We start from the raw sequence: 10,412 nt of genomic DNA, 5'->3' as shown, positions 1-10,412 counted from the left end.
GAGTCTTTGAATTACTTGCGATTCCGCAAACAATTATCGAACGTCCCGATGCGATCGTGCTGCCGCCAGCAACTAGTAAAATTGAATATCGTAACGTTAATTTTGGTTATACATCCGATAAACCTATTTTAAAAGATTTTAATCTGACTGTAAAATCTGGAGAAACAATCGCGCTCGTTGGCACTTCAGGTGCGGGAAAAAGTACAATTTTAAGTTTATTAAACCGCTTCCATGATGTATCATCTGGCAGCATTTCGATCGATGGTATCGATATTCGCGATGTGACGCTCAAAAGTTTGCGCCGTCAAATAGGCATCGTCCCGCAGGATACAGTATTACTCTCTGGACATATCGCTCAAAATATCGCCTTTGGACAAACAGATTTCGATATTAAAGATGTCGAAGAAGCTGCTAAAATTGCCAATGCTCATCAATTTATTTCCCAACTTTCGCAAGGTTATTATACTTATGTTGGCGAGAAAGGAACCACATTATCGGGCGGACAAAAACAGCGGATTGCGATCGCTAGAGCCGTATTATTTAACCCGCGCATTCTGATTCTCGACGAAGCAACTTCCGCGCTAGACTCCGAATCGGAAGCCTTAGTTCAAGAAGCACTAGAGCGAATTATGGCAGATCGCACGGTATTTATTATCGCTCATCGTTTGGCGACAGTCCGCAAAGCCGATCGCATTTTAGTAATTGAAAATGGCGAGATTATCGAAGCGGGTACGCACAGCGAATTACTCGATCGATCTGGACGCTACGCACAGTTTTATGCTCGACAATTTAGCCAGCAAAGTTAGATTTGTTCGAGCGCAGCGAAAAAAAGCCAACATAAAAATAAGGTAGGTGCAATCTTAGATTACACCTACCTTCTATCTACCCTAAATTATCTCAGATCTTTGCCAGTACATAGTAAGTAGCTGATAAAAATAGCCTAGAAACCTACAGCAATTCTCATTTTAAAACTCTGACGCTATTTTATCGCTTCAATCTTGAAGATCGTTGACGACAGAATGCGGATTGCAGCAGTTTTATTTTTAAAAACCACCAATTAACGAATATCTACGATCCGACTTTAGCTGTCGAGCGTTGTTTGCGACGACCGATAGGCGCGGGGCTAGAATCGTTACCCACACCAGCACCGACCGCAACATTCGCTGTACTTGGCTTGTTGCCATCTTCAGGCGTTTGCATCATTAATACCAGTAGCGGACGACTTTGCAATTCGCGACGTACCAACCGTTGAAGTGCAGACTCTAATTCAATCTGTAATCCAGTCCAGTCGATGTCTAACTGACCTGATTCAAATTTACGTGCAAACCGATCCCACCGATCGATTAAAGTATTTTCAATGGTCTTTTGGATCAGCGCGGCGATTAGCGACTGTTCGACGGCTGTGACCACACCACGCAGGTTAACCTGGGGTTTGACCATCATTTTACCATCTAGCCCGATTGCCAGCGCAACGGTAACTACACCGTCTCCGGCGAGCTGTTTGCGTTCTTCCATTACCTGTGCTTGGTCGTGGACGATACCAGCGTTATCGACTAGTTGTACTCCAGAAGGCACTTTGCCATTTTTGCCAATACTATTTTCAGTAAGTTCGACAATATCACCATTGTCAATAATGACCATATTCTCGGCAGGAATGCCCGTGCTTTGAGCGGTTTGGGAATGCTTAATTAGCATCCGGTGTTCGCCGTGAACGGGGATAAAGAATTTAGGACGAGTCAGACTCAGCATTAATTTCTGGTCTTCTTGGCAACCGTGTCCAGAAACGTGAATGCCTTTATCGCGTCCGTAAATGACGTTGGCACCCTGCATCATCAATTTATCGATGGTGTTGACTACAGCAATGGTGTTGCCCGGAATTGGGTTAGCTGAGAAGATAATTGTATCGCCCTTGCGGATGCGGACTTGACGATGTTGACCGTTAGCAATTCGGGTCATCGCCGCTAGGGTTTCGCCTTGAGAGCCAGTCGTTAGAATGAGTACTTTATCATCGGGGAGATGATTGGCTGATTGGAGCGGCTCGAATACGTCGTCGGGACAGTTAATATAACCAAGGTTCCGAGCGTGAGCGATCACGTTGAGCATCGATCGACCGACTACGCAGACTTTCCGATTGTACTTCATGGCGATCTCGATCGTCATGTTGATCCGGTGAACGGAAGATGAGAAGGTGGTGACCATTACCCGACCTTTTGCTAGCGATATAAACCTGTCGAGGTTGGGGAATACCGAACGCTCGGATGGTGTAAAGCCAGGAATCTCGGAGTTGGTGGAGTCACTGATTAGGCACAGTACGCCTTTTTCACCATGTTCGGCGAGTTTGGCATAGTCGTAAGCTTCGCCATCGACGGGGGTATGGTCGAATTTAAAGTCTCCAGTATGGATAACGACACCGACGGGAGTATGCAGCGCAACTGTAAAGCTATCGGCGATCGAGTGGGTATTGCGGATAAACTCAACGAAGAAGGATTCGCCAATTCTGACTATATCGCGGGGGGCGACTGTTTTTATTTTAGTCCGATCGGCAACACCAGCTTCTTCTAGCTTCCCTTGTAATAGTGCCATCGCTAGCCGAGGGCCATAGATAATTGGAATATCAAATTGCTTGAGGTGATAAGGAATCCCACCGATGTGATCTTCATGTCCGTGGGTGACGATCATTCCTTTGATTTTGTGCTGATTTTCCCGCAGATAGGTCATATCTGGCAAGACGATATTGATGCCGTGCATTCCATCTGTTGGGAATGCTAGCCCCGCATCGAGTAGTAAAATCTCGTCGTTAATTTCAAAGACACATGTATTTTTACCGATCTCGTGTAAACCGCCCAATGGGATGATTTTCAGGGTGGGTTCGTTAGGATTTTTTGCTTTTACAGGTGTCAGGGAAGATTTGAGAATTGGACTCATTTAGATTAAATTTAGATAGTTGGATGATTATGTTGCAAAACTGGTTTTTTCGATGTATCGATCGGCCATTACTAATCTCAATTAGCGATCGAATCCGATAATTAAAATCGAAACTTGGTTGGGTGCTGTGGCGCACTACTCGACATTCGTGCCGATGCACTCGGTCGCCAATATTCAGTCAGTTTAAAGTGCCGCTACAGCCGCTCAAACTATTTCAGGCTATGCCGTTCGCGCTTTAAATTGAATATAAAATAAATAATAATTACTAAAACTATGCGCTAGAAATTTGCACTGGCTATTATTAAACTAACTGAATATTTACTATTTAACATTGAGGTCGCTCGGTGCTAGCCTCACATTATTTAGAATCGATTGCCGATGGCACACTTGGCGAACGGTTCGGAACTCGTTCTGTTTTGAATCTGCTATTTAGATCGGGCTGTTGCTGCTAACCCGTCAATTTTTAACCTAGCAGTTTCCAGGCTCGTTGGCATTTTTCCTCGTTACCTTAGTTGTATCATATTATTGGCAGTCGGTCAATCGATCGCGGTGCAATTATCCAATTCGATCGGGTTGCGGCATCGCTAAATCGCCAGTCATAGCTGGCATTAATCCCTGTTGGTGCAAAAGCTGTTCGATTTGTGGTAGTAGTTGGTTCGGTAATTCGCACATTGGTAATCGTAGTCCACCGACTTCCCAGCCTTGCAATTTTAATGCTGCTTTAATCGGCATCGGGTTGGGGGCGAGAAATAGCCCTTTGAACAATGAGAGCATTTTAATGTGCATGGTCATTGCTAGGTGATTTTGACCGGATGCAAATGCCGCAATCATCGCCTGGATTTCAGAGCCGACTAAATGACTGGCAACGCTGACTACTCCCTTACCGCCAACAGCTAGCATCGGCAGTGTCAACGAGTCATCACCTGAATAAATTGCAAAATCTGGTGGCGTGAGGCTCCGAATTTGACTGGCTACATCTAAATTACCCGTCGATTCTTTAATTGCCACAATGCCATCTAATATGGCTAATTTACCGATCGTTTCTGGCTCTAACTGTTGTCCGGTACGTCCGGGGATATTATAGAGCATCATCGGTAAGTCGCAAGCTGCGGCGATCGCCTCGAAATGCTTGTACAAACCAATTTGTGGAGGTTTGTTATAGTATGGCACTACTTGAAGACTGCCATCTACTCCTAGTTTAGCAGCTTTTTGGGTGGCTTCGATCGCCTCGCTGGTAGAATTAGATCCAGTTCCGGCAATTACTTTGGCTTTACCCCCTACTGCTGATTTGACGACTTGGAATAGTTGGTATTCTTCATCCCAACTCAGCGTTGGCGATTCTCCAGTCGTCCCACATACCACAATGCCATCCGAGCCATTGGCGACTAAATGCACGGCTAATTTTTCTGCTTCGGCATAGTGAACATTTCCATCCCTATCGAAGGGTGTAACCATTGCCGTGATGACTCGTCCGAAATCGATTGTCATGGGGAAGGGGTTAGGTATTAGGTGTTAGGTATTAGGTGAAAGATCCGTAGGGGCGGGTTTATGTCATCAGTGACGCTTACACTGATGATTTAATTCAAACCCGCCCTCCCCCACTGATAATGATGTCTTAGTCCAGATCCGAAATCGTCTACTTACGTTTGAGCCACTTATTCTCGACTAGCAATTCGGCAATCTGAACGGCATTAAGAGCTGCCCCTTTGCGGATTTGGTCGCCGCAGAGCCACAGTTCTAACCCATTGGGGTGAGAGATATCGCGCCGAACCCGACCGACTAAGACTTCATCTTTGCCTGAAGCATCGATCGGCATCGGGAAGTAATTATTAGTCCAATCTTCGACTAATTTTACACCAGGAGCGGTAGCTAAGATCGATCGAGCTTTGTCTGGATCGAATGGTGCGGCAAATTCGAGGTTAATGGCTTCGGAGTGGGCGCGTAAAACGGGGACGCGGATACATGTCGCCGTAACTCGTAAATCTGGAGTGCCAAAAATCTTGCGAGTTTCGTTGACCATTTTTAGTTCCTCCTCACAATAGCCCGATTCGTCGATCGGGGTGTTATGCGGGAATAAATTAAAAGCTAGGGGATAGGGGAAAATTTCGGGTTTAGGTGTCTTGCCATCTAAAATATCGCGAGTTTGGGTTTCGACTTCTGCCATCGCTCTGGCACCCGCGCCGCTGGCTGATTGATAGGTGGCGGCGACGATGCGTTGAATCGGCTGAACTTGGTGGAGCGGATAAATCGCTACTGCCATCAAAATCGTCGTACAGTTGGGATTGGCGATAATCCCCTGATGCTGTGCTGCCGCCTGGGGATTGACTTCGGGAATTACTAACGGCACATCGGGTAACATCCGAAACGCGCTAGAGTTATCGATGACTACCGCACCAGCCGCCACCGCTTGAGGAGCCAAAGCTTTCGAGGTTGAGCCACCAGCCGAAGCCAGTACGATATCGATGCCTTCAAACGATCGATCTCCCACGCACTCTACCGTAATTTCCGTACCTTTAAACTTTAACTTGGTACCTGCGGACTTAGGAGAGGCAAATAATTTGAGTTCGGCGATGGGAAAATTGCGACTGGCAAGCAGTTCGATTAATTCCGTCCCGACAGCACCTGTGGCTCCTAAAATAGCAACGCGATATAAATCGGACAAGCACCCTACCTCCACGCAAATTGACTAAAATAACGATTTGAATTCTTTGCTAGTTGCCGTTCGCACGCGAGCGGACTGCGGCACTTGAAGTTAAAATCTCATTTCCAAATCTTAACCCGATTTTAAATACTTAATACTAAATACTTAATACCTCACAGCAATGTACTATCATCAAGTAGATGAATCGCGTAGTTAAACTTCGCATTATAGTTAAGTTATGCGGCGACGATCGCGCGTGAGGTCGAAATGACTGACCGCGAGTTAAGTCATCCAATCGGGTAGAACCGATCGTCGCACCGATTATAGATCGATTCTCCTGTGGAGAGGCTACGCCAACGGGTGGTAAATTACGCGATCGTCATTGCCCCCTACATATCGTCATCGACTGTTGTTAGATATACACATCATGAAAGTTACCCAGGAAAAACTCGAACACAGCCGGATTGGTTTACAAATTGAAGTTACCGGAGACCAAACGACTAAATATTACGAACAGTCAATCAAAAAATTGACTACCAGTGCCAATATTCCTGGGTTCCGCAAAGGGAAAATCCCTCGGCAAGTAATCTTACAACGGATGGGACAAGCTCAGATTAAAGCAATGGCACTCGAAGCTTTGCTCGAACCATCAATTAATGAAGCCATCAAACAAGCCGAAGTGCCCGCGATTGGTAACTACCAAATCACGTCAAATTTTGACGACTTACTGCTGAGCTATGTCCCTGGACAAAATTTTATTTTTAAGGCGACGGTAGATGTACCACCTGTGGTGACTCTTGGCACCTATACGGGATTGGCTGTCAAAGCTGAAGAAATCGTTTACGATGCCGCCCAAGTCGAAGATTTTATCGATCAACAACGCCGAGAAAAAGCGACAACTATTCCTGTCGTCGGACGAGCTGCCAAACTCGATGATATTGCTGTGGTTGACTACAACGGCAAACTAGCCGATGGTACCGAAATTAACGGTGCTCAAGCTGATGACTTTGACATCGAACTATCAGAAGGGAAATTCATCAGCGATCTCGTACATGGGATTGTCGGGATGAATATCGGCGAAACTCGCGATGTCAATGTCGTGTTCCCCGCAGATTATCCCCGTGAAGATTTAGCCGCTCAACCCGCACTATTTCATGTTGTTCTCAAAGATCTCAAAGAGCAGGAATTACCCAGCTTAGACGATGATTTTGCTAAGGAAGCAAGCGATTTTGACACCCTGACTGAGTACCAAGAGTCGATCGCGATTCGCTTTCAGGAGCAAGCAAAAAAATCTACCGACCAGAATATCATCAATGCGATCGAGACAGCCTTGATCGAAATCGCTGATGTCGATTTACCCGAAACAATGCTCGAACGGGAGACAATGAATATCCTCAACCAAATGGCTAATCAATTTAGTCAGTACGGAATGGATGTCAATAAACTCTTCACTCGTGAAACAATTCCCAAAATGAAAGAGAATTGTCGTGCTGATGCAATCAATAACCTCAAACAGCAACTCGCGATCGTCGAAATTGCTCAGAAAGAAGGTATCGTCGTTAGTGACGAAGATATTGTGGCAAAAATGTCCGAAATTCTCCCCCAATTAGCTGGCGAGAATATTGACGAAAATCGCCTGCGTAGCTACATCACAGAAGATCTCCAAAAGGAAAAAACTCTAGATTGGCTCAAGGAACATGCCAATATAGAATTGGTACCTGAAGGCTCCTTGAAACCAGCCGATGAAGATGAGGAATCGGCTGAGGGCGAATCGGAAGCAATCAATATCCTCGCAGAAGCAGTTGCGGAATAGGTATTAGGCTTTAGGCTTTAGGTATTAGGCTTTAGGGATGGGAACTTAAACTTCCGACACTTACACCAACCTAACGCCTAAATCCTAACCCCTAAATCTCTAGAGATTGGTATAATTCAATTAGGTTAGGTGAAATTCACCTATTTGAAAATACTATCTTGACTTTTCTATTACATATTCCATCATGATTGGATCTAACTCTACTTACGGGTCGATTACTAGTTACAACCAGAGCGAAATCTACGCAGGTACCAACGTGATTCCGATGGTGGTAGAACAATCTGGAGTCGGCGAACGAGCATTCGATATTTACTCACGATTATTACGCGAACGAATTATTTTCTTGGGTACTGACGTAAACGATAATGTTGCCGATACATTAGTCGCCCAAATGCTATTTTTGGAAGCAGAAGATCCCGAAAAAGATATCCAATTGTATATCAATTCACCTGGTGGATCGATTACCGCAGGGATGGCAATTTATGATACTATGCAACAAATTCGTCCAGATGTAGTGACTATTTGTTATGGTTTAGCTGCCAGTATGGGTGCATTTTTGCTAGCTAGTGGTGCTAAAGGGAAACGGATGTCCTTACCCAACTCGCGGATCATGATTCACCAACCGCTGGGTGGTGCTCAAGGACAAGCAGTAGATATCGAAATTCAGGCACGAGAAATTCTCTATCTCAAAAATCATCTCAATGGTTTACTCGCGCATCATACTGGACAACCGATCGAGAAAATTGCTGAAGATACCGAACGTGATTTTTGGATGTCACCAGCAGAAACTCAAGCATATGGCTTAATCGATCGCACCATCGATCGTCTTTAAATCCATCAGCAGTTATCAGCAAACATTAATCATCACATGGCTTGCCGATCTCATTGATGAAATATCTGACAGTAAAGGTAACTGATAACTGATTGTCAATCACTGAATAACCGATCGTACTATTCGTGCTTCACGAGGCACTCTCACTAATATGCCAACTTCCAATAAATATGACTCCCATCTCAAATGTTCTTTTTGTGGTAAATCCCAAGAACAAGTCCGCAAGTTAATTGCTGGGCCAGGAGTCTATATCTGTGACGAATGCGTAGAGCTATGTAATGAGATCCTCGATGAAGAATTACTAGATCCGAACGGGCCAGTACCTCATCCCCCCACAAAATCGGAGCCACCCCGCAAACGTCGCGAATCGGTGCCGATGAATCTCAGTCAGATGCCCAAGCCGCGCGAACTAAAGAAATATTTAGACGATCATGTGATCGGTCAAGATGAGGCCAAGAAAGTCCTCTCTGTATCCGTCTACAACCATTACAAACGATTGAGCTATGCCCAAGCTCAAAGTAGCAATCAGCAATCTGCTACCGCACCCACAGGGGCAAATGGAGTCCATAAAGCCAACGCCACCGATGATGGGGTCGAACTCCAAAAGTCAAATATCTTGCTAATTGGGCCGACTGGCTGTGGCAAAACGATGCTGGCACAAACCCTCGCCAAAGTTTTGGATGTACCCTTTGCTGTCGCTGATGCTACTACCCTGACTGAAGCAGGCTATGTCGGTGAAGATGTTGAGAATATCCTGCTTCGACTGCTCCAAGTCGCCGATATGGATGTCGAGGAAGCCCAGCGTGGCATTATCTACATCGATGAAATCGATAAAATTGCCCGCAAAAGTGAAAACCCATCCATCACTCGCGATGTTTCCGGCGAAGGTGTCCAGCAGGCACTACTCAAAATGCTCGAAGGCACAATTGCTAGTGTCCCACCCCAAGGTGGTCGCAAGCACCCCTATCAAGACTGCATTCAGATTGATACTAGCAACATCATGTTTATCTGTGGCGGTGCATTTGTAGGGCTAGAGAAAGTCATCGAACAGCGGATGGGCAAAAAGTCAATGGGCTTTATCCAACAAGGTGAAACCCTCAAACGCGAACAGCGGGCAGCGGATATGATGAAACACTTAGAACCTGAAGATCTAGTTAAATATGGGCTAATTCCTGAATTTATCGGTCGGGTACCAGTGATTGCTACTCTCAATCCATTGGATGAAAATACTCTGGTTTCAATTTTGACAGAGCCTCGCAGTGCGCTGGTCAAACAGTATGAGAAGCTACTGCATATGGACAATGTTGCCCTCGAATTTCATCCCGATGCAATTCGAGCCATCGCTAAAGAAGCTCACCGCCGGAAGACTGGAGCCAGAGCCTTACGGGGGATTGTGGAGGAGCTGATGCTTGACGTAATGTATGAATTGCCTTCGCGCAAAGATTTGACCCGTTGCATTATTACTCGTGAAATGGTGGAAAAACGATCGACTGCTGAATTATTGATTCACCCTACCTCCGTTCCCAAACCTGAGTCAGCTTAGGTCGATCGTTCCCTGAAATATTGATGCGCCAAATGTCTGAGGCGAGATTTCAAGATCGATCGCAAAACTCAGTTATCAGGCGATCGAGATCGCCTGATAAAATCGATGTATCGATCTCAAATCATTGCTAGACTGCGCTTTTTAGTTAGCATCGAACGCCGAGCTAACTGGGTAGTAAGTTGCATCAAATGGCTGATGTGAGAAACTAGCAAATCGGGGTATGCTATAGAGATAGATTCAAACCGCTAATTTAATTTTTTTAAATGTAGCAACACGAATTTTAATAATTCTTTTTTAGTAGTGCTGACCTAACTGTAAATTCACCATTACTAAGGGAAATCGGGGTTTAAGCTTTCACAGGCTGGTAAGATACTTACCAGCCAATTTTGTTTTTAAGAGTTGGGGTGGACTCATTGCGGTAAGCGCAAAGCGCAGGCTCCGAAACCGCCGCTAGTGAGGCAAAGTCCGCCTACGCAGACTAACACTAGAAAACATACCGGATTGGGGGTGAACTCATTACGGTAATGTTCTAGATCTGTGGAGAGGAGGTTAAATGGCACACCCAAATTCAAACCGATTGATAAACAAACCAATCACAATATCGTGCATCACAACAGATTTAGAAAAGCAGATGGTTTTACGAGCCAGTCGCTTAATT

At 45.3% G+C, this 10,412-nt stretch carries 8 protein-coding genes; 4 read left to right on the top strand and 4 right to left on the bottom strand.

Annotated features, from left to right (window positions below; all coding sequences use genetic code 11):
- On the top strand, positions 1 to 806 hold an 806-nt coding region (locus Q0R35_RS10660; protein WP_295617402.1), incomplete at its 5' end, for an ATP-binding cassette domain-containing protein.
- 262 nt (positions 807 to 1,068) lie between these two features.
- Here the strand turns inward: Q0R35_RS10660 and Q0R35_RS10655 are convergent.
- From Q0R35_RS10655 to Q0R35_RS10645, 3 genes are all read right to left on the bottom strand, one after another.
- Positions 1,069 to 2,925, bottom strand: coding sequence for a ribonuclease J (locus Q0R35_RS10655; RefSeq protein WP_295617399.1), 1,857 nt, complete (start codon positions 2,923 to 2,925; stop codon positions 1,069 to 1,071).
- 555 nt (positions 2,926 to 3,480) lie between these two features.
- Complete coding sequence (dapA, locus tag Q0R35_RS10650) at positions 3,481 to 4,413, bottom strand: 4-hydroxy-tetrahydrodipicolinate synthase (RefSeq protein ID WP_295617395.1); 933 nt, start codon at positions 4,411 to 4,413, stop codon at positions 3,481 to 3,483.
- A 148-nt stretch (positions 4,414 to 4,561) separates the two neighbouring features.
- Positions 4,562 to 5,587, bottom strand: coding sequence for an aspartate-semialdehyde dehydrogenase (locus tag Q0R35_RS10645; RefSeq protein WP_295617392.1), 1,026 nt, complete (start codon positions 5,585 to 5,587; stop codon positions 4,562 to 4,564).
- A gap of 406 nt (positions 5,588 to 5,993) precedes the next feature.
- On the opposite strand from Q0R35_RS10645, the gene tig reads away from it, so the two are divergent.
- The 3 genes from tig (at position 5,994) to clpX (ending at position 9,754) form a co-directional block, all read left to right on the top strand.
- Positions 5,994 to 7,379 (top strand): trigger factor, encoded by a 1,386-nt coding sequence (tig, locus tag Q0R35_RS10640; RefSeq protein ID WP_295617389.1) that lies wholly within the window; start codon positions 5,994 to 5,996, stop codon positions 7,377 to 7,379.
- Between the two features lie 184 nt (positions 7,380 to 7,563).
- Entirely contained in the window at positions 7,564 to 8,211 is a 648-nt protein-coding gene (gene clpP, locus Q0R35_RS10635; RefSeq protein WP_295617386.1) for an ATP-dependent Clp endopeptidase proteolytic subunit ClpP, read from the top strand.
- Positions 8,212 to 8,362: 151 nt separating this feature from the next.
- On the top strand, positions 8,363 to 9,754 hold the full coding sequence (gene clpX / locus Q0R35_RS10630) for an ATP-dependent protease ATP-binding subunit ClpX (protein WP_295617383.1): 1,392 nt from the start codon (positions 8,363 to 8,365) through the stop codon (positions 9,752 to 9,754).
- Positions 9,755 to 10,303: 549 nt separating this feature from the next.
- On the opposite strand, the gene Q0R35_RS10625 is transcribed toward clpX, so the two are convergent.
- Positions 10,304 to 10,412, bottom strand: a 109-nt coding sequence (locus tag Q0R35_RS10625) for an IS1 family transposase (protein WP_295617405.1), incomplete at its 5' end; no start/stop codon positions are given.

It is taken from the genome of Chamaesiphon sp. GL140_3_metabinner_50 (genome assembly GCF_025361915.1).
Taxonomy (GTDB): Bacteria; Cyanobacteriota; Cyanobacteriia; order Cyanobacteriales; family Chamaesiphonaceae; genus Chamaesiphon.
The sequence above is the reverse complement of the archived record's forward strand: the minus strand, read 5'-3'. Positions and strand labels throughout refer to the sequence as shown.

Excerpts from the sequence above, each read along its gene's own strand:
- dapA (WP_295617395.1), bottom strand. The coding sequence starts at position 4,413 with ATGACAATCGATTTCGGACGAGTCATCACGGCAATGGTTACACCCTTC.
- tig (WP_295617389.1), top strand. The coding sequence starts at position 5,994 with ATGAAAGTTACCCAGGAAAAACTCGAACACAGCCGGATTGGTTTACAA.
- clpP (WP_295617386.1), top strand. The coding sequence starts at position 7,564 with ATGATTGGATCTAACTCTACTTACGGGTCGATTACTAGTTACAACCAG.
- clpX (WP_295617383.1), top strand. The coding sequence starts at position 8,363 with ATGCCAACTTCCAATAAATATGACTCCCATCTCAAATGTTCTTTTTGT.
- Q0R35_RS10655 (WP_295617399.1), bottom strand. The coding sequence starts at position 2,925 with ATGAGTCCAATTCTCAAATCTTCCCTGACACCTGTAAAAGCAAAAAAT.